Source organism: Streptomyces sp. NPDC026500, assembly GCF_055567635.1.
This window is the reverse complement of sequence record NZ_JBVHQB010000013.1, coordinates 207,405-234,259: the sequence shown is the minus strand read 5'-3', so window position 1 is coordinate 234,259 and position 26,855 is coordinate 207,405. Positions and strand designations below refer to the sequence as shown.

Below are 26,855 nucleotides of genomic sequence, written 5' to 3'. Positions count from 1 at the left end.
CCTGCTTCAGCTGGGGGAGGATTCAATTGCTCAGGGCTTTCATCAGACCGAGCAGACGGGCGCGGTCGATTTCGTTGTCCTCGCGCAGCGCGGAGATCGCCTGGAGGAGCGCCCCCGGTGAGGGGGAGGTGCCGAGGAAGTCCCGGGTGGCGGGCGGGCCCCACTGGGACAGGCCGGAGGCGGACATCGCGGCCCAGCCGGGTTCCAGCGTGCTGTCGAAGACGTCGCCGTCGGCGTAGTGCTCCAGCATGAAGCGGTCGGGGTCGCGCCAGTAGTCGAAGATCTGGCTGCCCTGGATGTGCCGGCCGATGCCCCAGGAGTGGTGGTAGCCGCGCTCGCGCAGGTACTCGCCGCCGGCGGCGAGCGCATCAAGATCGGCGACTTGATAGGCGGAGTGGACATAGCCCGTGTCGGGGCCGAGGTGCATGGCCAGGGTGTGGTGGTCGGCGGGCTCGTCGCCGCGGTCGCAGCGGATGAAAGCCATGGTGGGGCCGCGGTCGCGCTGCCCGTCCAGGTAGAGGAAGTCGCTGACGATCAGGCCGAGGTGCTGCAGGTACCAGTCCAAGGCCCGCCGGAAGACCCGGGTGGAGAGCACCACGTGGCCCAGGCGCTGCACCTGGGAGGGTTTGCGGGGCGGGCGCTGGGTGGCGTTGATGCGAGCGGCGGCGCCGGTCGGGGTACCCGTGTTGAGGACCAGGGGCTGTTGCAGCGGTCGCGCGGGCTGCTCGGTGACGCCGTGCACGACGCGGACCGGGATGCCGGACGGGTCGAGCAGGTCCACGGCGCGGCCGCCGCCGAACTCGGTGAGAGGCCGGACCTTGTGGCCGGTGGCGCGGGCCAGCCGGTCGAGGTCGGCGGCGTCGGCGGCCTGGAACGCGGGGCCGATGAACCGTGAAGCGGGGCCGCGGCGGATCACCAAGCAGTGCGGTCCGGCTATGCCGCCTTGCAGATAGAGGGTGTCATCGGTACGCGCAGCGGTGATGAAGCCGAAGTCGTGGGCGAAGGTCTCGGCCCGGTCCAGGTCGGGCTTGGTGAACTCCAGCCAGGCCAGGTCAACCACCTTGATGACGGGCTGGGCCGCCCGGCCGGGGTGCTCACCGCGCAGGGCTCCCTGCTCGCTGTGCAGGCCCTGATGGGCGTCTGCAGTAGGGACGGGGGTGAATGTCGGGTCGTTCACGGGGGATTCCTTCCTGTGGCCTCCACGACCTGTCGCGATGGCGGGGCGGGTGCCGCGGTGCCCCGGAGGCGAGGCGGGGGTGAGGGTTGGGAGCCCGGCCCGCCGACTGCGGCGGTGATCGGCAGGCCGGGTGGCACGGCAGTTGAGCGGTTCCTACCGTGCGAGCAGGGTGTCCAGTGCGGTGGTGAGTTCGGCGACCGGGTCGGTGGCCGCGTCGTGGGCCCGCCAGCCGATGAAGCGGTCCGGGCGCACGAGGACGGCGCCTTGCGGTGTGTGGCCTCGGGCGGCGGTCCAGGTGGAGCGCAGGTCCCGGTAGTCGCCCTCGAGGTGACCGACCCGGATGGCGTCCAGCGTCAGCCCCCTCTCCGCGGCGATCTTCTCGGCGGCTTCGCACCAGGCCCGGCCGTCTTCTCCGGCGATCAGCAGGAAGCGGCCGGGGCGGACCAGGCGGGCCAGGGCCACGCGGTTTCCGTCGAGGTCCTCCAGCCAGGCGTGCGGCAGCGGGTGTCCGGGACGGGCGGCGGGCCGGTAGATGCGGACCGGGTCGGGGTTCTCGGGTGCGGGAGTGCCGTCGGGGACGATGGCCGCGGAGTCGTACGTGTAGCCGAACTCGACGCCCAGTTCGTTGAACTCCATGGACTGGGCGGCCACGGCAGCGAGGAAGGTGCGGCGGAAGTCGGCGTCGGCGGGGTCCTCGCTCCACAGGCGGCGGGCCTGCCGCCAGTTCTCCTCCTCGCCGGCCTCGGGCCCGCCGCCGAAGAGGGCGTTGATGGCGATGTGGTTCATGGCGTTCTCCAGCGAGCGCTGGACGTTGGTGGCGTCCGCCGGGCGCCGTTCGGCCTCGTAGGTGTCGAGCAGGGCGTCGTCGGCATGGCCGTCGAGGACGGCGGCGAGCTTCCAGGTGAGGTTCTGGACGTCGTGCATGGCGGAGGTCAGGCCGAGGCCGCCGGTGGGCGGGTGGCGGTGGGCGGCGTCGCCGGCGATCAGGACGCGGCCGGCGCGGTAGCGGTCGGCGACCACGCCCTCCAGGGTCCAGCGGGAGATCATGTGAACCGTCAGGTCCTCCTCGCTCAGGCCCAGTCCGGTGCGCAGGTCGGCCAGGACGGACTCGTCGTCCAGCGCGCGGCCGTCCTCGGGCCCGTAGTTGAGGTGGAAGACCCATTCCTCGGACTCCGGTCCCCAGTGGTCGGGGCCCATGGGCACGAGCACGCCGGGGATGCCGAGGTCGGGCAGCCACAGCCAGCGGATCAGCACGTCCGGGTCGCGCGCCCAGCGGGAGAGGTCGGCGCAGATGTGGAAGGAGACCACGCGGGCGAGGTTGCGCACGCCCTCCTGGGCGATTCCCACGGCGGGTCCGACGGTGCGGCCGCCGTCGCAGCCCAGCAGGTAGCGGGCCCGCACCCGGTAGGTCTCGCCGGTGTCGCGGTCGGTGACGGTGGCGGTGACGCCCTCGTCGTCCTGGGCGAGTCCGGTCAGCTCGTGGTGGAAGCGGACCCTGCCGGGCGCGAGTTCTTCGGCGCGGGCGCGCAGGACCGGCTCCAGGCGGATCTGGGGCAGGTTGGCCTGTCGCTCGGGGCTGGCCGCGAGCCACTCCGGAGAGTGCCCGCCGGCTCCCCACGCCTCCGTCCTGGCGACCCTGCGGCCATAGTCCTCGTGGTCGCCGGCCAGGCCGACGTACCAGGCGGTGTGGGACATCTGCTCGGCCGGGGTGGAGGCGGCGTAGATGGTGTCGGCCGTGTCGACGTCGCGCATGACCTCCATGGCGCGCTGGTTGAGGACGTGGGCCTTGGGCAGGACGGAGGTGCTGGGCCAGGCGGTGACCAGCAGGGACTCGATGCCCATGTGGCTGAGCAGCATGGAGGCGGTGAGCCCCGCACCGCCTCCGCCGACGATGAGGACGGGGACGTCGATGTCGTTCATGGGTACTCCATGGGGTGTCACGGCTCGGGGCCATGGGGTGGGGACGGCTCAGGAGAGGCAGGGGAAGAGCGCCAAGGGCGTTTCCCCGGTCGATTGATCGAGGCGGGGCGCCGATCCGGCTCGCGGGTTGAGTGAGCGGCGGCGAGTACGGATGCGAAAGGCTGGTCGGTTGCGAAAGGCGCCCGTCGCGGCGGGCGCACGTCGGCCGCCCGGAACAGCACGGAGGGGCTGCTGGAAACCGGCGGTGTCGAATCAGAGGCCGTTCCGGGCCTCGGCGGCCAAGGCGGTGGAGATGCGGTGGGCGCCGTACGAATGGAAGGCGGCCCGCGGCGGCGGCCGTGAGTGTGGACGCTGTGCTAGGTCGGCCACCGCATGGAGGTGCGGGGCGGCAGATGCTGGCGGACGTCGATGCGGCTCATCGTGATGCTCCTCGGGTCCCGGGCGGCGGCTGGACGGTCACGGCGACACGCCGAACGTCGGCGCAGGGTGTGCGGTCGGCTAGCCGCCGGCCAGCACGACGAGGTGAGCGCCAGCAAAGGCACCCACGACGACGGCCGGCAGGCAGCGGGCCGCCGGATCGCCGCTGCGCAGGTGGACGACGACGGCTCCGGCCATAAGCAGGATCAGGCCCGTCGAGGCGGCGGCACCGAGCGCGGTGATCCGCAGGCCGAGCAGCAGACCGGCCGCTGCCGCCACCTCCAGAGCACCCAGCAGGCGGTAGTGGGTGGTGGTCATGCCGACGTGGGCCGCGGCCAGGCGCATCGCGGGGACTGCCGCGAGCTTGGCCGACCCAAGCAGGAGGAAGATCCCGGCCAGGAAGACGGCGAGGACGATGGCGGTGGTGCTCATGGGATTTCTCTCTCAGGTGGCTTGCTGGGGGCGTACTGCCAGTGCAGGACGTACCGGTCGAGGGCCGCGGTGACCCTGCGCCGCACCGCCTCGTCGGCAAGGGCGGGCACCGTGACGCGGACACTGCCGTCGTACGGTCGGCACAGGATGCGTTCCGGGTCGCAGTCCGCGCCCTGGGCGGCCAGTTCGGCGTGGACCGCGCGGCGGGTGGCGTCCAGGCGCAGGCCGAGCTTGTAGGGCTTGCCGACGGCGGTGAGCGGGATGGCGTCGATCAGGAGCACCTCGCGCGGGGCGGCGGCGCGTTCGGGGACCCGTTCGGTGGCCCAGGTGAGCAGCTCGGCGGAGTCGGCCTCGGCGCCGGGGGCGAGGGTGACGTAGGCGACGGGCACCTCGCCAGCGTGCGGGTCGGGGCGGCCGACCGCCGCGGCGGCGGTGACCTCCGGGTGGGCGAGGAGGGCGTCCTCGATCCCGGCGGGGTCGATGTTGTGGCCCCCGCGGATGATCAGATCCTTGGCGCGGCCAGCGAGATGGATGAAGCCGTCGGCGTCGATACGGGCCAGGTCGCCCGTGTCCAGCCAGCCGTCGCGGATCTTCCCGGCGGTTTCTAGGCGAGGCTCGTCGGCTGTGCGCTCGGCAACGTACCCGGCGAAGACCACCGGCCCACTGACGGCGAGCACCCCGGTGGCGCCCGGCGGCAGGTCGTGCCACTCGCCGGTGTCCGGGTCGATCCGCACAGTCTTGACCTGCTGGTAGGGCAGGCGCCGGCCGATGCTGCCGGGGCGGGTGTGACCGGGCAGGCCGAGGGCGGAGGCGCAGGTCGCCTCGGTCAGCCCGTAGCCCTCGCACAGCGGGACGCCGGTGTGCTCCTCGAAGGACGCCCGTACGGCGGGCGGCAGCGGGGAGGCGCCGACGGCGGCGAACCGCATGCTGGAGATGTCCGCGTCGACGGGGACATGGGCGAGGACGGAGTACACGGTGGGCACGCCGGACATGGCGGCGATGCGGTAGTGCTCCACCAGCTTCCAGAACACCGGATACAGCTCGGGATCGCGGTAGCCCAACGGCCCGGCCCACACCACCTGCCGGCCGCGGAGCAGCGGGCCGATCAGGGTGACGATCAGGGCGTTGACGTGGAACAGCGGCAGCGCCGCGAACATCACCGCGTCCTCGTCGAGGGGGATGCTCGCGGCCACCATCCAGGCGTCGACGACCTCGTTGGTGTGCGTGTGCGCGGCGAGCTTGGGAGTGCCGGTGGTGCCGCCGGTGTGGAAGTAGGCGGCCAGGTCGTCGGCGGCCGGGGGATCGATGTCCACCAGCCGGTCGGCGGGATGGGACGCGGCCAGCTCCGCGAGGTAGCCCACGCGCACGCCCTCGATCGGTTCCAGAACGGGCGCGGGGCCCTCGGTCGTGGTGGGGGCCAGGGCCAGCAACGCGTCCAGCCGCAGAGTCGCGGCGACCTGTCGGGCCGTGGCCCACACCTGCGCATCCAGCTGCGGACCGGCAGCAATGAGCACCCGCGCGCCGCCGCGCCGCAGCAACTGCTCGACGTGCTCGGACGCCAGGACCGGGTTCACCGGCGCGGCGATGCCCGCGGCCTGCGCGGCCAGCAGCGCGCCGGGCAGCTCCGACGTGTTCGGCGAGAGCAGACCCACGGCGGCGCGGCGGGTGACGCCGAGAGAGTGCAGCAGGTTGGCGGTGCGGTGCACCTGGTCGCGCAGCTGCGCGAAGGTCACGGTGGCGGGACGGAGAAAGCGCGCGGCGTCGGGCAGCACCGTCAGGGCCGGGCGGTCGGGCCACAGGCGGGCGGCGCGCAGCATGGTGTCGTAGGTGGTGGCGGGCAGGCCACGCTCATGTAGCGGGACGGCCTCGATCGCGGACAGGTCCGGTGAGGTGTCGTGAGCGGGCCACAGCAGATCGGTGGGTGTGAATGTCACCGGTGCGCCTTTGCAGGGTGAGGGATGGGGTCAAGTGGCCGACCCGGTACGGGGGTGCCGGGCCGGCCGATCCCGGGCGGGGGTCCCGGGAGTCGTCAGCGGGCGCGCACCACCGTGCGCTGCTCGCCGAGATCGAGTACGCCGTCATCGGTCGCGATCCGGGCCGTGACGACGTCGCCGTCCTTGAGGTAGTCGGGGTTCGCCTGCTGCCGGGCGAAGAACTTCTGCCAGCGCTTGTGCGGGGGCAGCAGGGCGGCCACCGTGGTCAGGAGCCTGCCCGGAGATCTCAGGGCGGTGCCGCCGGGCGTTCCGGTGAGCAGGACGTCACCGGGCTGCAGCGTCTGGAAGCGGGCCAGCAGGCTCAGGGCGCGCGCGGGTCGGACGATCATGTCCGTGGTGGTGCGGTCCTGCCGGGTGGCCCCGTTGACCTTCAGCGTGAGCCGCAGGTCCGGCAGGCGGGCCAGATCGTCGGCATCGACCAGGAGCAGCCGGGGACCCAGCGGGGTGAAGGTGGGGTACGACTTGGACTCGTAGAACTGGGTCTTGGGCAGTTGCAGGTCGCGGGCGCTGACGTCGTTGGCGACGACCAGCGCGGCGACGTACTTGGACAGGGCAGCGTCGGTGACCTCGGTGCCGACCGGCAGGTCCGCACCCATCACCAGCCCGAGTTCCACCTCGTAGTCCAGGAAGCGCACGTGCGGCGGCCGCACGATGTCCTGGTACGGGCCGCTGACGGACCCCGACGCCTTGCGGAAGAACGCGGGCGGGACGGTGTCCGGGTCGAACCCGGAATCCACCGCGTGGGAACGGTAGTTGACCATCTGCGCCACCACCCGGCACGGGGCGGTGACCGGCGACAGCAGCTCGGCTTCTCCAACGGAAAGCCCGGCGTCGGGGTCGGCCGCAGCGCGGGCAGCCGCCTCCTGCACGGCCAAGCGGTCGGCGAGCAGGCCGGCCGTGGTGTCCGCATCGGTGTCGACGCGGTGCAGCCGTCCCGTGCCGCTCCCCACCCACCAGCCGTCTGTGGTGCGGACGACCTGGATACTCATCGGCTCTCCTGAGTCCTGTACAGGCGTCGACCGGACCGCTCCCGCGAGCAACTCCAGTCAGTAGTGATGAGAGAATCAGCCCAGATGACACTCTCGTCAATAGCCATCAGTGGTGATGTAATAATCAGAACTGATTTATCGCATAAGATGGAGAGATGAGCATCGACCGACAGGGCCAGGCCAACAGCCGGACGCCCAACCGCCTCGACCGGCGCAAGGCGCGTACCCGGGCCGCCCTGATCGCCGCCGCGCAGGGGTTTCTCGCCGAGCAGGGGCGGACCGACGTGAGCATCCAGGAGATCACCGAGGCGGCGGACGTCGGCTTCGGCTCCTTCTACAACCACTTCACCAGCAAGGACGAGCTGTTCGACGCCGCCGTCGCCCTCACCCTGGAGGAACACGGCGCACTCCTGGAATCCGTCGTGGGAGACCTGAAGGACCCCGCGGAGATCTTCGCCGCCAGCGTCCGGCTGACCGGCCGGCTACAGCGCACCCACACACAGATCGCCAGGATCCTCGTCCGCACCGGCATGCCCTACCTGACCTCCGGCAGCGGCCTGGCCCCGCGAGCGATGCGTGACCTGCAGGCCGCCGCCGACAACGGACGGCTGGACATCGACGACCCGCACACCGCCGTGGCCATGGTCGGCGGCGCCCTGCTCGGAGTACTCCACCTGCTGGAGACCCGCCCGGACCTCGATGCCGAGCATGTTTCCGATCAACTGGCCACTCGCCTGCTGCGCATGTTCGGTATGACACGCGCCGAAGCACAGGAGATCGCCAGTCGGCCCCTGCCATCGCTGCCCGCGACCTGACCTATGTCCCTCCCCTCCTAGCGTGGAGTCCGTGAGTGCAGGGGAAGTTGGGGTTCATGGGGTCCAAGCAACGGACGTACACGCCTGAGTTTCGTGAGGGTGCTGTACGCATTGTGATCGAGACGGGCAGGCCGATCCCGGAGGTCGCCGAGGAGCTCGGTGTGCATTCCGGCACGCTGCACAGCTGGGTGTCACGGTGGCGGCGCAACGGGTCGGCGTCGTCCGACCAGCCTGCCGAGCCCGTACCGGGCGGGCGGCTGCGCGAAGCCGAGCGGGCCGAGCTGGAGCGGCTGCGGCGGGATGCGGCGGAGAAGAACAAGCGGATCCGCGAGCTGGAGATGGAGCGTGACGTCCTCAAGCGATGCATGGTCCTCTGGGTGAAGTGACCGAAACGGACCCGGCCGCCCTGGCCGCGTTCATCGGTAACCAGAGGACCGAGCACCACGTCCCGCACCGCCTGGCCTGCCGGGTTCTGGGAGTGTCGGAGTCCTGGTTCTACAAGTGGCGCGACAAGCCCACCACCGCTCGTGAAGTGCGGCGAGGACAGCTGGCCGACGCGATCCGGCAGATCTTCGAGAACTCCGGCGGCACCTACGGTTCTCCGAAGGTCTGGCTCCTCCTGATCCGCGCCGGCTGGCGCGTCTCGGTGAACACCGTCGCGCGTCTCATGGCCGAACTCGGCCTGGCCGGACGGAAGATCCGCCGACGGGGCGGGCTGACCCGCCCCGGCAAACGGCCCGCGTTCGCGGACTTTGTCCGCCGCGACTTCACCGCCGACGCTCCGGACCAGGTGTGGTGCGGCGACATGACAGAGATCGCCACCGGTGAGGGCAAGCTGTATCTGGCCACCGTCATCGACCCGTTCTCGCGCCGCCTGCTCGGCTACGCGATGGGTGCACGTCACGACGCAGAACTCGTCGTTGCGTCCTTGAACATGGCCGCGGCCACCCGTGGCGGCGACGTCAAGGGCGTCATCTTCCACAGCGACAGTGAGTATGTGAAGTACCGGATGTCCCGGGCTTCTTGACTCGCACAGCGACGGACGCGCCAGGATGCCGGTGCCGGGATGCTCTCGCGGCCTCCTGACCCGCACTCCGATCGACGGCACTGTCCTTCCTCGGACTTGTCGGTGGCCCGGGAGCATCCCGGCGAGGCGCTCGCCTCGCCGACGGGAGTGACTTAAGGAGAGCCTGGCCAAGGTCCCATCACTGTCTTGTCCGCCGCCTCGGTGAACGCGCGCTGACCCACCGCGCTCATCTTCTGCGAGGAGGCCGACATGGCCAGCATTCCACCCGTCTCCCGCGTCGCCATCGGGGGCGTGGACACCCACAAGGACCTGCACGTCGCCGCTGTGATCGGCACCGACGACCATGTGCTGGACACCGAAGCGTTCTCCACGACCCGGGCCGGCTACCGCGCGCTGCTTGCCTGGATGCGCACCTTCGGCGACGTGCGCCGCATCGGCATCGAGGGCACCGGCTCCTACGGCGCCGGACTTCTGCGCCACCTGCAGCTGGCAGGCATCGAGATCCTCGAGGTAGCGATCCAAGCGAGAACTCCGGGTCTGCTCGACGTGCACGGCGTCGGCCCGGACACCGCGGCAGCCCTGCTCATCTCGGCCGGTGACAACCCTGAACGCCTCGACAGCGAGGCATCCTTCGCCGCCCTGTGTGGCACCAGCCCGGTCGAGGCATCCTCCGGCAAGACTCAGCGCCGCAGACTCAACCGCGGCGGCGACCGCCAGGCCAACGCCGCTCTCTACCGGATCGTCCTCAGCCGCCTGCGCTGGGCGGGCCCTTCCCAGGACTACCTGCGGCGACGTCTCGCGGAGGGCAAGACCAAACGCGAGATCATCCGCTGCCTGAAACGGTACGTCGCACGAGAGATCTACCGGCACATCGTCCCCGCAAACACCGCGGCACAGCCCACGGAACCAGCCCGAGACGCCGCTTGACATCCATAGGGGCATCAACGCCGTCAGCGAGGCGTTCAACAGCGTGCTCAAGGTCGAATACGTCCACCGGCGCACCTTCACCACCCGCACCGAGGCCCGGCTGAAGATCGCCACCTGGATCACCGGCTTCTACAACACCCGTCGGCTACACAACGTGTGCGGATACCGGAGCCCGACCGACTACGAACAAGACCATCAGACCGACCCCACAGTGGAGTTGGCCGCTTGAAAGATCTCCACGGCTCGAGGGGATTGACACCCGATCCGGACGTCCGCGCCGCCCGGGAACAGCAACGACTTGAGTCCTATCAGCGGGTGGCGAAGCTGCTCCAGCGATAGCTGCTGCGAAAGCAGCTCCCACGGATCTGGGGGCTGGGATGCCGATCTCGCAGTCGAAGGCCGAGCGGACAGGTGCCAGGTGACACCCGGCCCTGGTTCCTGAGGCAGGCCTCCCGCGTCCACGCCCTGCAACGGGTCCTGCACGGGTGCGAACAGCGGATCCTTGGCGAAGACCCGCAGGACCCGGACTGCCACTCGGGGTGATCTTCGCTGAGGTCTCCCTCCGCGCTCTCGCGGTGCCCTATGAACTGCAGCGGTGGCGCGAGCAGTGGCGTCCGTGAGCCAGGGCGAACCGGGCCCGAATCCCTCCCAGTAAGGGCCGAACGGCCCTAACGCCACACTGCTCGGACCCGTCTACTGATCATGTCTGCACCCGCTGTGACCTGTGCAAAGGACACGTGACCATGCCGGAACAGCCGCTGTGGAACGCCCAATGAGCGGGGAACCGGTCCGCCCCTGGAACCCGGACACCCCCACCCCGAGCCGCCGCACCCTCGAACTTGCTCCTGCCGAGGCGCTCTGCACCTGCTGGGCACCGTCTCGCTGGGGCGGATCGTGTTCACCCAGCACGCGCTGCCAGCCATCCGCCCGGTCAACCACATCGTGCTCGGCGGCGACATCATCGTCCGCACCCACCACGGTGCCGCCCTCGCAGCCCACGTCCAGAACAGCCCGGCTCCAGGTGTCGTGGTCGCCTACGAAGCCGACGTCATCGACCCCGACACCCAAACCGGCTGGAGCGTGATCGCCACCGGCTATGCCGGCCTGGTCACCGACCCCACCGAACTGGAGCACTACCAGCAGCATCTGCAGCCCTGGGTGGACCAGGCCATGGACCTCGCTGTCCGCATCCACCCCGAAGTGGTCACCGGAATCCGGCTCACGAACACAACTCGTCGATGATCTCGGCCACGTCCAGTCGGCGCAGAAACTCGGCAGAGGCAGGCAGAGCACCCAGACGCTTCTCCACCACAGGAGCCAACTCCACCACCATGCGGGGACGTTGAACCCGGGAACAACGCACACGAGATATCGGCACACCCCACCCGAACGGACTTCCACCCCCGAAGCGGCAGTCATACCACCCGATCACCCGAACGTGCCACGTGCGGAGGATGGGGCTAGGCGCCGTGATGCAAGATCGGTCACGGCAAGCGGTTCGGGTAGGGCCCGGGTGGGAGCAGGACTACCGTGCAGCGCCAACACAAAGCGCTTCAGCGGCCTACGACCTGCCTATCACCTGTTGCAGTGCTTCCTTCGCGGCTGCACGAATGTGCGGCAGGCTCAGCATGGGCGCCAGGTGCGTACTTCCAGGTGAAGGATGTGGGCGTCGGGACGGATGCGTCCGGTCTGGCTTACCGGGCGGGCCGGCCACCGGCAGCGTGACCGGCCCTCATCACCTCGGGCAGGGCGCTCATGCAGGAAGGTGCGCAGGGCGGGGCCCTTGCCGTAGCTGGCGCTGGCGGCCATCCAGGCGAAGGGCAGGCCCCGCTCGATGGCGACGCGCGCCATCGTCTCGATGCCGAGCTCCGACGTACCTATCTCCCGCGGGTGGGATAGGTACGGCAGACCTGCTCAGGGGACGGTTGGCGCGCTGCAACGGCTGGGGGCAGGCTGGAGTACCCGGGCACTGTTGTGCAGCGGGAGGCGGCGGTGTGGCAGCCGCGATCGATGAGCCAGTGTGGTCAGGGAGCCGGATCGTTCAGCGGAGGTGACCTGCCTGTGAGGCATCGAGATCCCCTGTTCGTGGTGAGCGCGAACGGTGTGGTGGTGACGTGGAGCCGAGAAGCCGAAAGTTTGCTCGGCACGGCTGCCTCCGACGCCGTGGGGCGCCCAGCCACGACCCTCGTCACCGAGGCAGCGGGCCGGACAGATGACCCCATGCGGCGGGGATGCGGCCCGCATGGGTCCGGCGCGGCAGCAGGCACTGATCTCCGAGTGCAGCCGCTGATCCGTGCCGACGGCACAGTGGCCTGGGGGGTGTGGGCGGCCGGGAACCACGGCGGCGAACTCGGCGACGAGGTCGGAACAGCGCTGTTGGAGGTCCTGTTCACGCAGGCGCCGACTGGGCTGTTGGTCGTGGATGCGGACCTGCGCATCCAACGCATCAACACTGCCTCCGCGGGAATGCGTGGCACCGCGGCCGACGGCCTGCTCGGTCATCCGGTGACCGAGGCCTTGAATATGGCTGACCCCGAGGGCGTGGAGGCGATGGCCCGCGCCGTGCTGAGCACCGGCGTACCGGCCCTTGACCGTCTTGTGCGGGGCCGCCCGCCCGCCGAGGCCGGTCCCGAGCACATCTACTCGGTTTCCGTGTTCCGCCTCCAGGATGAGAACGGTCAGGTTCTGGGCGCTGTGGCCTCCCTGACCGACGTCACCGAGCGTGAGCGAGGGCGGGCACGCGCAACCGTGCGCGAGGCGGCCCGAAAGAAGATCGGCAGGTCTCTCGACGTGATCACGACCTGCCGCGAACTCGCGGACGTGGCCGTACCGGAGTTCGCGGACACTGCGGTGGTGGATGTCCTGGACGCGGTGGTTCGCGGGAACGAACCCCCACTGGGGCCGCTCATCGGTGACGAGCCTATGCGGCGCGCCGCATACAAGCCGGCAACAGCCCACCCGCGAGCGTCTTCGGGCGGAGAGACAAGCAGGTTTCCCTTCCCCACGCCATACACACAGAGCCTCAACGACCTCGAGCCCCGTCTGATCACTCTGGACAAGAACACCCCGTGGCTGGCCGCGGACCCGGAACGGGGACGTGCGCTGCGCGAGGCTGGAGTCCGGTGCATGATCGTCGCACCCGTCGTGCTGCGCGGAACCGTGCTCGGCATGGCCAGCTTCTACCGCTCCACCCGGACCGACCCGTTCACTGCCGACGACCTGGTTCTCGTCGGCGAACTGGTAACACTCACCGCTGTGTGCCTGGACAACGCCCGCCGGTTCACCCACGAGCACACCATCGCCCTCACCCTGCAACGCCACCTTCTGCCGCAGGGCCACGCCTCTCAGACGGCTGCCGAGGTCGCCCATTTCCACAGGCCCGCAGAGGTGAGCGGAGGCTGGTTCGACGCCATTCCGCTGTCCAGCGCCCGACTCGCCCTCACCGTGGGCGACGTGGCGGGACATGGCATCCACACCGCCACCACCATGGGGCAACTGCGCACCGCGATCAACGCCCTCGCCGCACTAGAGCTGGATCCTGACGAACTCCTCGCCCGCCTCAATGACACCGTGATCCGTCTGGCAGCGGAACGGTCCGCGTTGCCGCCTGCGGACCCGCTGCGCGACGAACCGCTGAGAGCCACGTGCGCGTACGTGGTGTACGACCCGCTCACCGGTGACTGCGTCATGGCAAGTGCGGGCTATCCGCCTCCGGTGCTCGTCCATCCGGACGGCACCAGCGAGGTCCCCGACGTGCCTCGTGGCCCATCTTTGGGCGACGAGGAGGAGCCGTTCGTCGCCGCACGGATGCTGCTTGCCCCAGGCAGCATCATCGCGCTGTATAACGACGGGTTCCTGCAAGCCACTCGCACCACCTCCCTGAAAACGGCCCGGGACCGGTTTCGCCAGGTGCTGTCCCACCGCGACCGACCCTTGAGCGAGCTGCGCGACGACGCTGTCTACGCCATCCAGGCCGCCCAGCGCCCCGAGGCCGATGCCGTCCTCCTGCTGGCCCGTACCCGGATTCTCAACGAGGACCAGGTCGTTACCTGGACCATTCCCCCACATCCTGAGGAGGTGGCCTCAGCCCGTGACCGAGCGGTGCGGCAACTCGCCGACTGGAACTTGACCGGCAATTCTCTCGCCACCGAGATCATCGTCAGTGAGCTGGTCACCAACGCCCTCCGCTACGGCACACCACCTGTGCAACTGCGCCTCATCAAAGACCGGGTCCTCACCTGTGAGGTCTCGGACGCCAGCCCAGCCGCGCCGCATCTCCGCCATGCTCGTACCCTCGACGAAGGCGGCCGTGGACTGTTCATCGTCGCCCGGCTCGCTCAGCACTGGGGCACCCGGTACACGCGCTTCGGCAAGATCATCTGGACTGAGCAGGCCCTCTCGCAACACGATGTCCAGCAGCCCGAGCGATCGTGACCGGAGCGCGCCCATTCGCATGAGCGGAGGCAAGGATGCCGGGTGACCCCTTCGGGCTGGCCGAGGTGCTCGCCGCTGCGGAGGACGCAGCGCCGGGGGCGTCTCTCGCTGTGGTGGCGCGCAATCTACGCGACCGGTTCGACGCGCGGGCGGTGTCGTTCCTGTTCGTCGGCGTCGCTGGCCGGCAGATGGTGCGGGTCGACGGGGGGATCGCCCCGCGGGCCGGCCACGACGCCGATCAGATCCAGCTGGCCGGCAGCGTCTACGACCAGGTGCTGCGCACCCAGGAGCTGGTGCAGGCCCCCGACGCCGGGCACGGAAAGCGGGTGTTCGCCCCGGTGACCAACCGCGGTGACACCATCGGCGTCCTGGAGTTGTCCCTGCCGCACGTCAGCCAGGAGATCCTGGACGAGGTTGGCAAGGCCGCGCACGCGCTGGCGTACATCATCGTCACCGACCGCCGCTTCACCGACCTCTACCGGTGGGGTCAGCGCGCTACCCCTCTCAGCCTGGCCGCCGAGATCCAGCGCCAGCTCCTGCCCGACGCGCCCTCCTGCGAAGCCGCACAGTTCGTGCTCGCCGCGTGCCTGGTCCCGGCCGACGACGCCGCCGGGGACACCTACGACTACGCCCTCGACCACGACACCCTGCATCTTTCCGTCACCGATGCCATGGGCCACGACGTCGACGCCGCACTCATGGCCACCCTCCTGGTCAATGCCTCACGGGGCGCTCGTCGCGACGGCGCCAGCCTGACCGAGCAGGCCCGCCGGATCCACCAGGCTCTCCTCGACCACGGCCACCACACCATGGCCACCGGCCAGCTCCTGCGCATCGCCCTGGACGGGACCGGCGCACAGCTCGTCAACGCCGGACACCCCTGGCCGCTGCTCCTGCGCGACGGCACGGTGAACGAGGTGCGCCTGGACGTCGACCTGCTCTTCGGCGCCCCCGGACCCACCCCGTACCACGTACAGTTCCTCGACCTGCGCCCCGGTGACCGGCTCCTGCTCCACAGCGACGGCATGCAGGAACGACAAGCCGAGTCCGTCGACCTGCCCGGCCTCATGCGCGAGACCGCCTCCGAACATCCCCGCGAGGTCGTGCGCGTCCTGACAGCAGCGGTTACCGACGCCTGCGGCGGCCACCTGCCCGACGACGCCACGGTGCTGTGCCTCCACTGGCACGGCCCCCACCACGACGGCCGCCACGCCCACGCCGGAGCCGCGGCGGCCGTGCTCCACGCCCGGAACAGCTCGGCGATCTCCCGCTCGTCGTGCGCCGTGCGCGGCCGGTCTCCGTGACCGGGCGCGTCGATGACGGCGACGTGGAAGCCACAGCCTGACACGAGGCGCTGTGCCCGGCCTGCCATGGCCGGTGCCTTCTTGTGCGTACCGCCACCGTGCCCCATGAGTACCAGGGGTGCCCGATCGATGCCGGAGGCCGGAGACCACAGGACGCCGGGGATCCCGCCCACGATGAAGTCGCGCTCGATCATGCCGTTCGACGACGACTGGGCAGTGAACTGCAGAGAATGCATAGGTCTTGGCTTTCGGGAGTGCCTGGTTGTCGAGGCGCTCCCAGCGACACCTACGTCAAGGGCCTGACCGTGACCAACAGGGGGAGCACCCACATGCATACAGCGTTCATGGGTCTCACCTCCTCGCACGACGTCACGGCGTGCTGCAAGCTACCAACCCGGGCATCGTCCCGCCCAACCCTTTTTCCTGCCCCGCCGACCGGGGGTCGGGCCTCGGATTCCGGAAGTTCCGGCGGAGCCGGTTCGGCCGGCCACGGCCGGGCAGATCCGACGAAGGCCTGGGAGCAAGGTCGTGGAAGCGAGGTCGTGGAAGCGAGGTCCTAGGAGCGGGGTCGAGGCACCGCATCGACCTCCTCCTCCGCCGCGGGCTCCGCCGTCGGCGTCCCGCGGTTGGAGCGGATGAGCGGGATCAGCAGCCCGGCACCGGCCACGGAAAGCACGGCAACCACACGCAGCATCCCGTCGATCGCCGAACCGTCGGACGCCGCACCACTGGTGGACCCGCTGATCGTCTCCAGGACGGTCGCGGCCACCGTCACGGCCACCGCGCCCCACAGCACCAGCGAGGTGAGCACCAGCCCCGACGCCGCCGCCAGCCGCCCGGCGGACACGTACGACTGGGTCGCCGCATTGGTGAGTGCCCAGCCGAGCCCCACGCCCACTCCGATCACCGCGAACACGGCGGTGTACAGCGGCAGTGGACCCGTCCACGTCAGCGCGAACAGCCCCGCCCCGCTGAGCAGGAGCCCCACCGCCATCAAGACCTCCGCCCGCCACCGGCGCGCCAAGTGCCCCGACCAGTAGCTCGCCGCACCCTCGCCCGCCGAAAGCGCCAGGAAGATCAGCCCCGCGTCCAACGGCGACAGCCCGCGCGCCTGTTGCAGGTCCAGCGCCGCCAGCACGGCGATCAGGCAGTACACGACGTTCGACACCGTACCTGCGGCCGTCACGGTCACGAACGGCTTGTTGTGCAGCAGGGACAGGTCGATCAGAGGTTCCGCGGTGCGCCGCTCGACCACCACGAACAGGCACAGCATGACCGCGCCCGCGGCGAAACAGGCCACGGTGACCACCGAGCCCCAGCCCCAGGTCGCCCCCTGGTCGACAGCGAGCATGATCGCTGTCAGACCACCGGCCAGGGTGACCGCACCCGGCAGGTCCATCCCCCGCGCGGCCCCCTCGTCCCGCGATTCCTTCACGTACCGCAGCATCAGCAGGGCCGCCAGCGCGCAGAAGGGCACGTTCAGCAGAAACACCGCACGCCAGCTGACCAGCTCGGCGAACGCCCCGCCGACGAACGGCCCCAGCGCCGTACCGATCGCGCTGAAGGCGAGAACCGTCCCGACGGCCCGACCCTGACGATCGTCACGGAAATGGGAGGACACCACCGCCACCGCGATGGGCAGGATCAGCGCCGCAGTCATCCCCTGGACCACCCGTCCCGCGGTCAGCCACGCCGCGCTCTGCGCGGCGCTGCACACCACCGACATCACGGCGAAGCCCGTCAGGCCCAGGACGATGACCCGTCTGCGGCCGTAAAGGTCGGCTGCCCGCCCCCCGACGATCATCAGCGCGCCGAGCGTCAGCATGTAGCCGCTCACCAGCCACTGCAGGTTCGTGGTCGGTGTCCCGAAGTCGCGGCCGATCACGGGCAGCATCAGGTTCAGCGCAAACCAGTCCATCTGCACCAGCAGCATCGAGATCGAGGCGGCGGCGATGACCGCGCGGTCCCGGCGCGAGAACAGTCCGGGCCTCCGGCCTGCGGATCCGCTCACGACGACCATCCCCTGCTACGGGCCTCTCCTCAGCCTGCGTGCGCTCGCGGAGCCCCGCAACCGAAGCAGGATCCTGCCGCCCGCTTCCAGGTCCCGAGCAGCCCGGCCGCTCCGTAACCTGCACCGCCTGCGCCGACTCCCCCGGCTGCCCTCGCGCCCTACCCGTGCGGACGGATCCCGGCTCGCCGAGGTCGCTTCGGGGAGCGGCCGGCGGCGGTGTGGCGGACGAGCACCCAGACGCCGCGACTGGGCGAGGTGACCGGAACACCGCTGCGGATGCTGCTGGCGGCGGTGCTCGGCCTGGTGGCCCTGGCCTGCGTGTCGACGCTGGTCGGGGTGATCACCACAGGCCTGGCGGAGCGGCCGACGGAGTGAGCCGCGGGCGGTCGACCGTACTGGAGCAGGGGTATGACGCGGGGATCAGCTGGTCGGACCAGGTGTTCACGGTGTTCGACGAACCGTTCTCCGCGGAGGGCGGCGACACCTGCCTGGTCCGCGTACCAACGCGACCCAGGACACGCAGACTCGGCGGGTGAGGCACTGGAGGACGCCCGGCCGGGGCGGACGACTGTCGCGCAGCGTCGGCCGAGCACGCACAAGTCCGCACCGGCGGTCCGCCGATCCAACTCCCGTACCGTACAGACCACATGGCGCTTCCGAGTAGGATGATCGAACACTCGGCCTGCCGCGTTTCCGTGGCGCGATGGGAGCTTCCATGACGATCGACCGACAGTCGTTTCCAGCGCTCGACACCAGCAAGGCGCATCCCGCCCGGGTCTACGACTGGCTGCTGGGCGGCAAGGACAACTACCCGGTCGACGAGGCGGTGGGAGAGAAGCTGCCGCCGGAGGCGAGGGACGCGGCCCGGCAGAATCGCGAGTTCATGCACCGGGCGTCCGCCTGGCTCGCCGAGCAGGGCATCGACCAGTTCCTGGACATCGGAACCGGGATTCCGACCAAGCCCAACCTCCACCAGATCGTCCAGGACATCACGCCGGCGGCGAAGGTCGTCTACACCGACAACGACCCGATCGTGCTGCGTCACGCCGAGGCGCTCCTGGTCAGCCGGCCCGAAGGAGTCACCGACTACATCCAGGCCGACGTGCGGCGGCCTGAGGAGATCGTCCAACACGCCCGGCACATCCTGGACTTCACCCGCCCGATCGCCCTCTCGTTGATCGCGCTGATGCACTTCATCCCCGACGAGCAGGACGCGCACGACATCGTCCGCAACCTGGTGGCCACGCTGCCCTCGGGCAGCTACCTGGTGCTGTCGCACGCCTCCTCCGACCTGTTCCCGGAACTCTCCGCACAGGTCACCGCCGAGTACGCCAAGGGCGGCATCCAGCTCGGCTTCCGCACCCGGACAGGGGTGCAGAGCTTCTTCGACGGTCTCGATCTCGTCGAGCCCGGCCTGGTGACGGCGACGGAGTGGTTCAGGTCGGCCCGCAGGCCGAGGCCTGAGGACAGCGGCATCTACGCGGGAGTGGCGCGCGTCCTCTGAGCCGGCCCGACCAGCCGAAGAACCGACGCGCCGAAGGGCCGGCCCGCCCAGAATGCGGCCGGCTCGGTCGCGCCGGGCGGGCCTGGATCAAACGGTCACCGCGGATCAGGTGACCGCGGGCCAGGAGCGCAGCAGCACGGCGATCCTCGCGGCCGAGCAGGCGGGGTCGCGGAGCAGATCACGCAGCGCGACGGCGTCGTCCCGGGTCGGTTTCACGGGGATGCCCGAGGCCTCCAGATACATGACGCCCGTGGCCGCCGCGACGGCCATGTTGGAGCGCTCCAGCCACCGACAGCGGCCAAGGACGTGCACCAAGGCGGCGGCGCGCGCGTAAGCGCCGTCGTACACCGGCTGCTCGAGCAGCTGCGCCTTGTGGCAGGCGACCGCGGCCACCGGCACCCCGTAGTCGTCGGGGGCCGGATCCCCCGCCCCGGCGATCTCGGCGACCTGCAGGATCCAGGGGACGTCGATGTGCAGGTCCATTACGCTGCGTGCGCCTCGTCGGCGGCCCGCCGGACGTCGGCGGCCTCGGCCTCGTCGAAGACGTCCTGGTGCTCGTCAAGGAAGCGGCGGGCGGCGTCCAGGCCTCGAGCGCGCAGGCCGTCGGCGTCCTCCAGGACCAGCTGGGACAGGTATTCGCCGACACTCTGCCCGCGGTCCTTGGCCCTGGCCTTCGCAAGCTCCAGGACGTCTTCGTCGATCCGTGCGCCTACTTGTGTCCTCGCCATATCGGCATGGTAACAGCCGTTACCACAGCCGGGGAGTGCTCGCCCCGCGTCCCTCCGTCCGCGCCCCGGCGCCCGACATCGCGTCCATGCGGGTGGCGTATGGGACAGAGGCGAGCCCCTGAAGGCATGACCGGCGTTGTGCAACGTACCTGCCCACGATCACCCTGAGAGGACGTCCCATGCGTCGAACCATGTTGTTGTCTGTCTGTGCTCTCGTCGCCGCCGCTGCAACCGGATTCTTCACCACCAGCGCCATCCGCAACCGCTGATTCCACGACGCCCGCACGCGTCCCGCAACCGCACGGGTCCGCGGTGGTGACGGCCGCCTGGCCGCTGTGGCCGCCGCGGACATCTCATGACACCCGCCGGTTCATGAGCGACGTCGCCCCGGTGCCGAACGCCCGAGAGACCGATTCGGAATGAGACCGCGCGGAACACCGGAGAGCCCTCTCAGGAGGGCGCGTCGGCCTCGTAGGTCCCGTACCGGGGCGGTCCTGTCGGCTCGAACACCTGGGCGGCGACTCCGCTCGGTGTCGTCTCGCTGATCAGGAGGCGCAACCCTGCCGGGACGCCGTTGTCCGGGAACAGCCGCCGGCCACCGCCCACGACCACCGGCGCAACCATCGGCCGCACCTCGTCGATGAGTCCGGTGGCCGGCAGCGCGGCGACGGGGTCGTCCGTGCGGCGACACATGCGAGGCCAGCAAGCCGAACTCGGTCCACCTGAACGGGCCGCGAGACCGCTCTGCCGTACGCGCTACTGCAGCGCGTGGACCGCGGCGGTGAACACCGGGGGCATCCGGGACGCCATGGGGACGATCAGGCGGGCGGTGCCGGGACGGCGGCTCGCCGTCAGCAGCGCCCCGGTCAGCATCCGGTGACGGCGTGTCAGCAGCGCCCACGCCCGCTCGTACTCCTCAGCGCGTCCCGCCGCGAGGCAGTGGACGGCGGCTCCGGCCGTCGCGAGCCCGAGGGCGATGCCCTCTCCGGTGAGGGCATCCAGGTAGCCCGCCGCGTCGCCGACGAGCAGGACGCGTCCGGCGACTCGGCGCCGTACCCGTTGCAGCAGCGGTCCGGCGCCCCGCACCTCCGTCTCCGGGGCCCCGCGCAGCACTGCGGTGAGGGCCGGGAACTCGCGCAGGTGCTCGTCGTAGCCGCGACGCACGCGGCTGAGGACCGCGACACCCACCAGGTCGTCGGCGACCGGTGTCACGTAGGCCTCACCGTGCCCTGACCAGTGAACCTCCACGAAGTCCGTCCAGGGCTCGACACGGTAGTGCCGGCGCAGTCCGTAGCGACGGTGTGCGCCGCTCGGCAGCTCCAGACCCAGGCCGCGGCGGACGGTGGAGTGCAGGCCGTCGGCGGCGATCAGCCAACGTGCCGTGAATCCCGCGGCGGTGACGGTGTCCGTGGTCTGGAGCACCTCCCCCACCTTGCCGGGCACGATCCGCACGCCGAGGCCTAGAGCGCGTTGGTACAGGGCATGGTGGAGGGCCGTACGGCGGATGCCGAGCCCTCTGTGGCCGCGGAAGAGCGCTTCGGCGTGGACGGCGCCGTCCACGTAGCGGATGCCGCGCAATTCCCTGCCGGTGACCTCGGCGCCCAGCGCCCGCAGCGCGGCGACGCCGCTGGGCATGACGCCTTCTCCGCAGGCCTTGTCCACGGGCGCGGTCCGTGGTTCGACGACCACGGCCTCCAGACCGGCCAGCGCGCTGTGAATGGCGGCGGCCAGACCGGCCGGTCCGCCACCGGCCACCAGGACGTCGATCACGCCGGAACGGAGGTGAGCGAGGCGGTCACGTCGGCCAGCAGGCGGTTCTCGCACCGGATGCGCACCGTCAGCACGACCGCGTTGGCCAGGGTGAAGACGACCGCGGTGACCCAGGCGGTGTGCACCAGCGGCAGCGCCACGCCCTCCGCGACGACCGCCACGTAGTTCGGGTGCCGCAGTACCCGGTAGGGGCCACGGGCCACCAGGGGCAGGCCGGGCACGACGATCACCCGGGTGTTCCAGCGGGATCCCAGCGTGGCGATGCAGCACCAGCGCAACGCCTGGGCGCCCGCCAGTACGGCCACCATCGGCCAGGCGAGGGCCGGGAGGAAGGGCCGGTCGGCCAGCCAGACCTCGACCGGGCAGCCGACCAGCAGGGCGGTGTGCAGCGCGACCATCGCCGGGTAGTGGCCCTGGCCCGCCTCGATCGCGCCGCGAGCATGGCTCCACCGTTCGTTGCGGCGGGCGACGACGAGTTCGCCGACCCGTTCGGCGGCGACGGCGGCCACCAGCAGTCCGTACCAGATCATGTGTCCGTGTCCCACCGTTCCATGTCGTACGCCGGGCGGCCTACCAGCGCAGCAGCACCAGCTCGCAGGCGAAGCCCGGCCCCATCGCCATAAGCAGACCCGGCGTACCGGGAGGCGGGCGGCGGGTGGCCAGCGTGTCGCGCAGCACGTGCAGCACGGACGACGAGGAGAGGTTGCCCACCTCGGCCAGATGACGCCAGGTCACATCGAGGGCCCCGTCCGGCAGGTCGAGGGCTTCGGCGACGACCTCCAGGACCTTGGGCCCTCCGGGGTGGCACACCCAGGCGCTCACGTCCTTCGGCTTCAGACCGTGGTCGCCCAGGAACCCCTCGACGTCATCCGCGAGGTGACGGCGCACCACGTCGGGGATCTCCGGGTCCAGGACGACCTGGAAGCCCGAGTTCTTGATGGCCCAGCCCATGACGCGGCTGCTCTCGGGGTACAGGCGGCTGCGGGTGTCCACGATCGTGGGGCCGACGGCTCGGCCCGTGCGACGCGATCCGCAGGCCACCACCGCGGCGGCGCCGTCGCCGAACAGACCGGTGGCGACCATGTTGGCCAGGGAAGGGTCGCCGCGCTGGAACGTGAGCGAGCACAGCTCGACCGACAACAGCACCGCCACCTGGTCGGGCCGGCCCAGCAGATAGTCGTGCATGCGGGACAGGCCCGCGGCACCGCCGGCACAGCCCAGGCCGAACATCGGCAGTCTCTTGACGTCCCGCCGCAGTCCGAGGCGGCCCGCCAGCCGGGCGTCGATGGAGGGCGCCGCGATGCCCGTGACGGAGGTGAAGATCAACAGGTCCACGTCGGCCGCCGACAGACCGGCCAGGCGCAGGGCCTCTCGGACCGCCTTGGCCCCCATGTCCGTGGCAGCCGTGATGAAGACGTCGTTCGCGGCGCCGAATCCATCGAGCGTCTCGTACTGTTCGAGTGGCAGCGTCATGTGGCGGGTACGGACCTTGGCGCCGCGGTGCAGTCGGTCCAGCACACGGCGGTCGGCGCCCTCGGGCAGACATGTGCGGGCCACCATGTCCGTGATCTCCGACTGGGCGTGGTGGTGCGGCGCGAGGGCACCGTGCACGGCGGCGATCCGCGTCATAGGGCTCCCGTCCGAAAACCGACTGGGGTGGGCTGCTCTCCAGGCCTTCCCCGGACCGGCCGTTCGCCACCAGGGATCGCCCGTCCGGCGGTTCGTCCCGTGGCGCGCCCGAGCCGGCGCGACGAAGCCTCCTACCATCGCCGGGTGGGTACTCCCGAGCACTCGACGACCGGTGACACCGCGGGAAATGGGACCGGCCGGGTGGGTGGTCTGGGCCGAGCGTGCCACCCCGGGCCCGTCGTGGCCGTCACCACGCTGGCGGCGGCGCTGGCCGTGATCGCCGGCCGCGGAACCGGGGGTTGTGTCCTGGTCGGCGCCGCCGTCCTGACGGGGCAGTTGTCGGTCGGCTGGTGCAACGACGCCTTCGACGCACGGCGGGACACCGCTGTGGGCCGCCGCGGCAAGCCGGTCGTGGACGGCGCGATCGGAGTGCCCCAGGTCTGGGCTGCCGCGTACGCCGCGCTGGCCCTGTGTGTGCCGCTCTCCCTCTTCTGCGGCCTGTGGGCCGGCGCCGTTCACCTGGCCGCGGTCGGGGCGGGGTGGGCGTACAACGTGCGACTGAAGGCCACCCGTTGGTCCTGGGCGCCTTACGCGCTGGCGTTCGCCGCGCTCCCGGCGTTCGTCGCGCTCGGGCTGCCGGGCCGTCCGTGGCCGGCCTGGTGGGTCGTCGGCGCCGGAGCGCTCCTGGGAATCGGGGCGCATCTGGGCGATGTCCTGCCGGACATCCGCGGGGATCTGGCGACAGGCGTCCGAGGGTGGCCGCAGCGACTGGGGCCCGATCGTGCGCGGCTGCTGCTTCCGGTGCCCCTGGTGATCGCGTCCGCGCTGCTGGCGCTGGGGCCCGCAGGACCGCCCGGCAGACGCGAGGTGGCAGCCCTGGGCGTGGTCCTCCTGGTGGCGGTGACGGGGACGGTACTGGGACGCCGCTGGGAGCGGCTGGCGTTCGCGACGGCGATCGTCGTGGCGACGGTGGATGTGACCCTGCTGCTCAGCGGCATCGGGATCGGGACGGGGCCGCCCTGAGCCGTGTCGGACCACGCGACGTCGTCCTTCGAGCCGGTGACGCGCGCCCGGCGCAGGCCGCGCGCGGCGCACGGCCGCGATCCGGCGACGGGTGTCCGTCGCCCCGCCCCGCCGGCCGCTCCCGGAGTGCTTGATCAGCTTCCCGAGGGCTCCTCGGGCCGTCGCCCGGGACCGCGTGGAGGCTCGTCAGCGCATCGAGGCAACGGCGATCGGCCTGAACCGGCGAGCCCGTGGGGGCCCGCCTCCGGGACGGGTCGCTGTCGGCGAAACCGACCTCGTCTGGACCAGCGCCTGAAGGAACGGCCGCGTGCGCCGCACGCAGAAGACCCGCACCGTCCGGTGCGGGTCTTCCTCAGCGAGGCCGTCCAGCAGGCCAAGTGATCACGGGGTCCGACAGTGCCCGACCTCAGCAGGTCATCTCAGCGTCCGGTCCCGGAAGGGGCTTGCCACCAAGGGCCGTTCAGCGGCCGCGGTGACCGCCGTCGTGGTTGTCGCCGTGTCCGCGGTTGTCGCCGTGTCCGCGGTTGTCGCCGTGTCCGCGGTTGTCGCCGTGTCCGCGGTTGTCGCCGTGTCCGCGGTTGTCGTCGTGTCCGCGGTTGTCGTCACGGCCGTGGTCACGGTCGTGGTGCCGGCCCCAGGAGACGCTGTCGACGAAGCGGCCGCGGTCGTTCTTCAGGGTGGCGACGTCGGAGTGGTTGTCCCACACCTCGTTGCGGCGGTCCTGGTAGAGGTCACGGCTGGTGTCTCGGCCGAAGCCGGTGTGGATCCGGACGGTGGCACGGCCGGCCAGGGTGTAGTGCCGGAAGGTGTAGCGGTTGCCGTCCTTGTCCGACAGCGTCCAGCCGTTCAGGTTCACTCCACGGCGTGCCGAGTTGGTGATTTCCACCCACTCCGCGTTCAGCGAACGGCTGGAGCGGTCGTCAAAGCCCGGCGCGTCGCTCTGGACCCTGCTGATGGCGACGTGCGTGCGCTCGAAGCGCGGCTCCGCGGCGGAGGCGGAGACGGCGGTCGAGCCGACCATTGCGCCGGCCGCGAGGGCCGCGGCCACCATACGGCGGGCCGTGACAGACGTGGAAACGGACATGAATGCTCCTCAAGGTTCGAGAGCCGGCACACCCCGTGCAGCACCCCAATGCGGGGAACTGGACGGTGCGACCCTGTGCGAGTCCCGGCCCGGTGGCCGGTGACTCATAAGTTGCTCCACATCCCCGCCCGGGACGAGCAACACCCGACCCCTGTTACGAATTACGAACATGTCGGTTACAGACACCTGTATCAGTCCTTTAACTGCTGAAAGCCGAAGAGTGATGCCCTGTCATCGCCAACTCCCGTACTCCTACAGCATCCAGCCCATTTTCGGGCATCCGGTACATCGCCGAACCTCAGGCGGCCGTCACCCGAAAGTGAGTAACACCGTTCCGCTCCGATCCGGCGGCATACCGAGGCCGGCGGAATCCGAGACCCCGCCGGTCCCGTCACCGTGGGAGGTCCGGTCCGGTGGGCGGCGCCTCGCCGCCGCGTTCCTGGCGGCCCGTCAGCCGGTGGCGGTGCGGCCGGACGACGGGGAGCATCGCAGGCCTACTCGGCCAGGGTGCCGCAGTCGTCGCCTCGATCCAGGAGGCCGCACGGGCCGGACGGGTGATCGGCGCCCGATCGGCGACGCCTGCGGTCTTCGGCCCACGACGCCGTACGCGTCGCGCCCGAACCGCCACTGAAGGGCTGGTGAGCCGGGGGGCCGCCTCCGCGGCGTCAGGAATCACCCACATCATCAACACGGCCGCAGGCCACGGAACCGATGTGGGGGTACTCGGCATCGCCGGGAGCGGCATCGACCAGGCCGTCGCCGACGGATGGGAGCCACTGACGGCCGGGGACCACAAGAACTCTCACGCCTCACCATGCCCCTGAGCGAGGGCGGTCGGGCGTGGACAAGTGATGACGGCCGCACTCGGGCCGTCGGAGCCTCGGCGCCGATGGCGCCGGAAAGGGGTACGTGCCTGTCACGCGGGCGAGTGCCACGCCGCCGCGTCGGTACGTGGCCCGGCCACCCCCTCGGGGAAGCGGCGGAGCCTTCTGGTCTGCCGCAATGCACGGTGCCTCAACGTGGGTATTCCTTGAGGCACCGTGCCGGCGTGACGCAAAGGTCAGGCGGGGGTGATGTTCTCCGCCTGGGGGCCCTTCTGACCCTGGGTGATGTCGAAGGTCACCGCCTGGCCTTCCTGGAGCTCACGGAAGCCACTGGCGTTGATGTTGGAGTAGTGCGCGAAGACGTCGGGGCCGCCGCCGTCCTGCGCGATGAAACCGAAGCCCTTTTCGGCGTTGAACCACTTGACAGTTCCGCTGGCCATGCCAGTGCCTCTCACTCGATGACGGATCCGCACCGCGCGGACCCGGAGGTAGTCGTCCTGGTCCTCGGGCACTGCACAGCAAAACGCCCGCACCACGGCGCGGGCAGGTACTGCGAACCACGACATCTGCCAGCGACGTTACACGGCGAGAGCGCCTCTCACCAGAGAGCAAGGGCCGTCAGGTGGACCGGAACTGCCGCCACATGCGCGTCATGACGACTCCGCCGCCCCGCACGAACCTACCGGCCGAGCGGCGTCGACGAGCGGGCCGCCCATGGCTCACCATCACAAACCGCCCGCCAAGTTGGCATCAATCGGGACCAAGAAGACGATCATGCGGCACTCAGGCCTCGCCGATCGGCTGCGAGCCGCACCGCGCCGACGGTTCCGGCCGTTGGTGTCGCGT

At 70.6% G+C, this 26,855-nt stretch carries 25 protein-coding genes and 2 pseudogenes; 12 read left to right on the top strand and 15 right to left on the bottom strand.

Annotated features, from left to right (window positions below):
• Positions 1-22: 22 nt before the first annotated feature.
• The 5 genes from ACZ4N5_RS24440 to ACZ4N5_RS24420 form a co-directional block, all read right to left on the bottom strand.
• The gene (locus ACZ4N5_RS24440; RefSeq protein ID WP_467759182.1) at positions 23-1,177 is read right to left on the bottom strand and encodes a VOC family protein; all 1,155 of its coding nucleotides are present in this window, start codon (positions 1,175-1,177) and stop codon (positions 23-25) included.
• A gap of 153 nt (positions 1,178-1,330) precedes the next feature.
• Entirely contained in the window at positions 1,331-3,097 is a 1,767-nt protein-coding gene (locus ACZ4N5_RS24435) for an FAD-dependent monooxygenase (RefSeq protein WP_467759181.1), read from the bottom strand.
• 498 nt (positions 3,098-3,595) lie between these two features.
• Positions 3,596-3,946, bottom strand: coding sequence for a DoxX family protein (locus ACZ4N5_RS24430; RefSeq protein WP_467759180.1), 351 nt, complete (start codon positions 3,944-3,946; stop codon positions 3,596-3,598).
• Positions 3,943-5,880 carry an acyl-CoA synthetase gene (locus ACZ4N5_RS24425; RefSeq protein WP_467759179.1) on the bottom strand — a complete coding sequence of 646 codons (1,938 nt, stop codon included), beginning with the start codon at positions 5,878-5,880 and terminating at the stop codon, positions 3,943-3,945. The genes ACZ4N5_RS24430 and ACZ4N5_RS24425 overlap by 4 nt, the downstream gene beginning before the upstream one ends.
• A 95-nt stretch (positions 5,881-5,975) precedes the next feature.
• Positions 5,976-6,929 (bottom strand): fumarylacetoacetate hydrolase family protein, encoded by a 954-nt coding sequence (locus tag ACZ4N5_RS24420; RefSeq protein ID WP_467759178.1) that lies wholly within the window; start codon positions 6,927-6,929, stop codon positions 5,976-5,978.
• 155 nt (positions 6,930-7,084) lie between these two features.
• On the opposite strand from ACZ4N5_RS24420, the gene ACZ4N5_RS24415 reads away from it, so the two are divergent.
• The 9 genes and pseudogenes from ACZ4N5_RS24415 (at position 7,085) to ACZ4N5_RS24375 (ending at position 15,436) form a co-directional block, all read left to right on the top strand.
• Positions 7,085-7,744 (top strand): TetR/AcrR family transcriptional regulator, encoded by a 660-nt coding sequence (locus tag ACZ4N5_RS24415; protein ID WP_467759177.1) that lies wholly within the window; start codon positions 7,085-7,087, stop codon positions 7,742-7,744.
• Positions 7,745-7,800: 56 nt separating this feature from the next.
• On the top strand, positions 7,801-8,130 hold the full coding sequence (locus ACZ4N5_RS24410; protein ID WP_467759176.1) for a transposase: 330 nt from the start codon (positions 7,801-7,803) through the stop codon (positions 8,128-8,130).
• Positions 8,127-8,771, top strand: a complete 645-nt coding sequence (locus tag ACZ4N5_RS24405) for an IS3 family transposase (protein ID WP_467759175.1) — start codon at positions 8,127-8,129, stop codon at positions 8,769-8,771. The genes ACZ4N5_RS24410 and ACZ4N5_RS24405 overlap by 4 nt, the downstream gene beginning before the upstream one ends.
• 249 nt (positions 8,772-9,020) lie before the next feature.
• Positions 9,021-9,698 (top strand): transposase, encoded by a 678-nt coding sequence (locus ACZ4N5_RS24400; RefSeq protein WP_467759174.1) that lies wholly within the window; start codon positions 9,021-9,023, stop codon positions 9,696-9,698.
• A gap of 1 nt (position 9,699) precedes the next feature.
• Entirely contained in the window at positions 9,700-9,927 is a 228-nt protein-coding gene (locus ACZ4N5_RS24395; protein WP_467759217.1) for an IS3 family transposase, read from the top strand.
• A 665-nt stretch (positions 9,928-10,592) separates the two neighbouring features.
• A complete protein-coding gene (locus tag ACZ4N5_RS24390; RefSeq protein ID WP_467759173.1) occupies positions 10,593-10,940 on the top strand; it encodes a pyridoxamine 5'-phosphate oxidase family protein in 348 nt (115 codons plus the stop codon).
• A gap of 768 nt (positions 10,941-11,708) precedes the next feature.
• Positions 11,709-11,885: pseudogene (locus ACZ4N5_RS24385) on the top strand (PAS domain-containing protein); the annotation flags it as partial.
• Between the two features lie 90 nt (positions 11,886-11,975).
• Entirely contained in the window at positions 11,976-14,132 is a 2,157-nt protein-coding gene (locus tag ACZ4N5_RS24380) for a SpoIIE family protein phosphatase (protein ID WP_467759216.1), read from the top strand.
• A gap of 35 nt (positions 14,133-14,167) precedes the next feature.
• Positions 14,168-15,436, top strand: coding sequence for a PP2C family protein-serine/threonine phosphatase (locus tag ACZ4N5_RS24375; RefSeq protein ID WP_467759172.1), 1,269 nt, complete (start codon positions 14,168-14,170; stop codon positions 15,434-15,436).
• Here ACZ4N5_RS24375 and ACZ4N5_RS24370 read toward each other — a convergent pair.
• A pseudogene (locus ACZ4N5_RS24370) lies at positions 15,376-15,672 on the bottom strand (alpha/beta hydrolase); the annotation flags it as partial. The gene ACZ4N5_RS24375 and the pseudogene ACZ4N5_RS24370 sit on opposite strands and share 61 nt — an antisense overlap.
• Positions 15,673-15,992: 320 nt before the next feature.
• The gene (locus tag ACZ4N5_RS24365; protein ID WP_467759171.1) at positions 15,993-17,447 is read right to left on the bottom strand and encodes an MFS transporter; all 1,455 of its coding nucleotides are present in this window, start codon (positions 17,445-17,447) and stop codon (positions 15,993-15,995) included.
• Between the two features lie 216 nt (positions 17,448-17,663).
• On the opposite strand from ACZ4N5_RS24365, the gene ACZ4N5_RS24360 reads away from it, so the two are divergent.
• The gene (locus tag ACZ4N5_RS24360; protein WP_467759170.1) at positions 17,664-17,822 is read left to right on the top strand and encodes a hypothetical protein; all 159 of its coding nucleotides are present in this window, start codon (positions 17,664-17,666) and stop codon (positions 17,820-17,822) included.
• A gap of 340 nt (positions 17,823-18,162) precedes the next feature.
• Complete coding sequence (locus tag ACZ4N5_RS24355; RefSeq protein ID WP_467759169.1) at positions 18,163-18,951, top strand: SAM-dependent methyltransferase; 789 nt, start codon at positions 18,163-18,165, stop codon at positions 18,949-18,951.
• A gap of 105 nt (positions 18,952-19,056) precedes the next feature.
• Here ACZ4N5_RS24355 and ACZ4N5_RS24350 read toward each other — a convergent pair whose 3' ends face one another.
• The 6 genes from ACZ4N5_RS24350 to ACZ4N5_RS24325 all read right to left on the bottom strand — a co-directional run bounded on the left by ACZ4N5_RS24350 (position 19,057) and on the right by ACZ4N5_RS24325 (position 23,078).
• Positions 19,057-19,434, bottom strand: a complete 378-nt coding sequence (locus ACZ4N5_RS24350; RefSeq protein ID WP_467759168.1) for a fic family toxin-antitoxin system, toxin component — start codon at positions 19,432-19,434, stop codon at positions 19,057-19,059.
• On the bottom strand, positions 19,434-19,679 hold the full coding sequence (locus ACZ4N5_RS24345) for a hypothetical protein (RefSeq protein WP_467759167.1): 246 nt from the start codon (positions 19,677-19,679) through the stop codon (positions 19,434-19,436). Before ACZ4N5_RS24345 ends, ACZ4N5_RS24350 begins: the two co-directional genes overlap by 1 nt.
• Positions 19,680-20,129: 450 nt before the next feature.
• Entirely contained in the window at positions 20,130-20,372 is a 243-nt protein-coding gene (locus tag ACZ4N5_RS24340) for a dihydrofolate reductase family protein (RefSeq protein ID WP_467759166.1), read from the bottom strand.
• Between the two features lie 63 nt (positions 20,373-20,435).
• Positions 20,436-21,449: an NAD(P)/FAD-dependent oxidoreductase gene (locus ACZ4N5_RS24335; protein ID WP_467759165.1), complete on the bottom strand. Its 1,014-nt coding sequence runs from the start codon at positions 21,447-21,449 to the stop codon at positions 20,436-20,438.
• Positions 21,446-21,979, bottom strand: a complete 534-nt coding sequence (locus ACZ4N5_RS24330) for an isoprenylcysteine carboxyl methyltransferase family protein (RefSeq protein WP_467759215.1) — start codon at positions 21,977-21,979, stop codon at positions 21,446-21,448. Before ACZ4N5_RS24330 ends, ACZ4N5_RS24335 begins: the two co-directional genes overlap by 4 nt.
• A gap of 40 nt (positions 21,980-22,019) precedes the next feature.
• Positions 22,020-23,078: a type III polyketide synthase gene (locus ACZ4N5_RS24325; RefSeq protein WP_467759164.1), complete on the bottom strand. Its 1,059-nt coding sequence runs from the start codon at positions 23,076-23,078 to the stop codon at positions 22,020-22,022.
• A gap of 144 nt (positions 23,079-23,222) precedes the next feature.
• On the opposite strand from ACZ4N5_RS24325, the gene ACZ4N5_RS24320 reads away from it, so the two are divergent.
• Positions 23,223-24,101 carry a UbiA family prenyltransferase gene (locus ACZ4N5_RS24320; protein ID WP_467759163.1) on the top strand — a complete coding sequence of 293 codons (879 nt, stop codon included), beginning with the start codon at positions 23,223-23,225 and terminating at the stop codon, positions 24,099-24,101.
• 460 nt (positions 24,102-24,561) lie between these two features.
• Here ACZ4N5_RS24320 and ACZ4N5_RS24315 read toward each other — a convergent pair whose 3' ends face one another.
• A complete protein-coding gene (locus ACZ4N5_RS24315; RefSeq protein ID WP_467759162.1) occupies positions 24,562-25,185 on the bottom strand; it encodes a lamin tail domain-containing protein in 624 nt (207 codons plus the stop codon).
• Positions 25,186-26,245: 1,060 nt separating this feature from the next.
• Positions 26,246-26,449 carry a cold-shock protein gene (locus ACZ4N5_RS24310; RefSeq protein ID WP_037751662.1) on the bottom strand — a complete coding sequence of 68 codons (204 nt, stop codon included), beginning with the start codon at positions 26,447-26,449 and terminating at the stop codon, positions 26,246-26,248.
• Positions 26,450-26,855: the final 406 nt, after the last annotated feature.

Coding starts and splice junctions, on each gene's coding strand:
- ACZ4N5_RS24415 (WP_467759177.1), top strand. CDS start 7,085: ATGAGCATCGACCGACAGGGCCAGGCCAACAGCCGGACGCCCAACCGC.
- ACZ4N5_RS24410 (WP_467759176.1), top strand. CDS start 7,801: ATGGGGTCCAAGCAACGGACGTACACGCCTGAGTTTCGTGAGGGTGCT.
- ACZ4N5_RS24315 (WP_467759162.1), bottom strand. CDS start 25,185: ATGTCCGTTTCCACGTCTGTCACGGCCCGCCGTATGGTGGCCGCGGCC.
- ACZ4N5_RS24420 (WP_467759178.1), bottom strand. CDS start 6,929: ATGAGTATCCAGGTCGTCCGCACCACAGACGGCTGGTGGGTGGGGAGC.
- ACZ4N5_RS24400 (WP_467759174.1), top strand. CDS start 9,021: ATGGCCAGCATTCCACCCGTCTCCCGCGTCGCCATCGGGGGCGTGGAC.
- ACZ4N5_RS24355 (WP_467759169.1), top strand. CDS start 18,163: ATGACGATCGACCGACAGTCGTTTCCAGCGCTCGACACCAGCAAGGCG.
- ACZ4N5_RS24430 (WP_467759180.1), bottom strand. CDS start 3,946: ATGAGCACCACCGCCATCGTCCTCGCCGTCTTCCTGGCCGGGATCTTC.
- ACZ4N5_RS24310 (WP_037751662.1), bottom strand. CDS start 26,449: ATGGCCAGCGGAACTGTCAAGTGGTTCAACGCCGAAAAGGGCTTCGGT.
- ACZ4N5_RS24345 (WP_467759167.1), bottom strand. CDS start 19,679: ATGGCGAGGACACAAGTAGGCGCACGGATCGACGAAGACGTCCTGGAG.
- ACZ4N5_RS24435 (WP_467759181.1), bottom strand. CDS start 3,097: ATGAACGACATCGACGTCCCCGTCCTCATCGTCGGCGGAGGCGGTGCG.
- ACZ4N5_RS24375 (WP_467759172.1), top strand. CDS start 14,168: ATGCCGGGTGACCCCTTCGGGCTGGCCGAGGTGCTCGCCGCTGCGGAG.
- ACZ4N5_RS24350 (WP_467759168.1), bottom strand. CDS start 19,434: ATGGACCTGCACATCGACGTCCCCTGGATCCTGCAGGTCGCCGAGATC.
- ACZ4N5_RS24325 (WP_467759164.1), bottom strand. CDS start 23,078: ATGACGCGGATCGCCGCCGTGCACGGTGCCCTCGCGCCGCACCACCAC.
- ACZ4N5_RS24330 (WP_467759215.1), bottom strand. CDS start 21,979: ATGATCTGGTACGGACTGCTGGTGGCCGCCGTCGCCGCCGAACGGGTC.
- ACZ4N5_RS24340 (WP_467759166.1), bottom strand. CDS start 20,372: ATGTGTCGCCGCACGGACGACCCCGTCGCCGCGCTGCCGGCCACCGGA.